General features: G+C 37.7%; 1 protein-coding gene. It reads right to left on the minus strand.

Going from position 1 to position 231, the window contains the following annotated elements:
* Nucleotides 1-194 (minus strand): NUDIX domain-containing protein (locus tag AOA60_RS31990; protein WP_256592921.1); only part of this gene is annotated, 194 nt, incomplete at its 3' end.
* Nucleotides 195-231 lie beyond the last annotated feature (37 nt).

The raw sequence follows: 231 nt of genomic DNA on the forward strand, positions 1-231 counted from the left end.
ATTTTACCATTTTCTTCAATCAATATGGTAAATATTCCTTTTAAGTTTGGATCTTTAATGTAAACTCCTGTTTCTTCCCAAAATTCTCTTTTAACACTTTCTCTAATTGTTTCACCAAGCCCCATTTTCCCCCCTGGTGCAACCCACCAGCCACGTCTCGGTTTTTGGAGAGTGAGTACTTCTCCTTTTTCCATATCTGTCAAAATGCAATTCGTTACACGCTGCAATTTG

Source organism: Pseudomonas sp. 2822-17, assembly GCF_002742485.1.
GTDB classification, from domain to species: Bacteria; Pseudomonadota; Gammaproteobacteria; order Pseudomonadales; family Pseudomonadaceae; genus Aquipseudomonas; species Aquipseudomonas cyclaminis.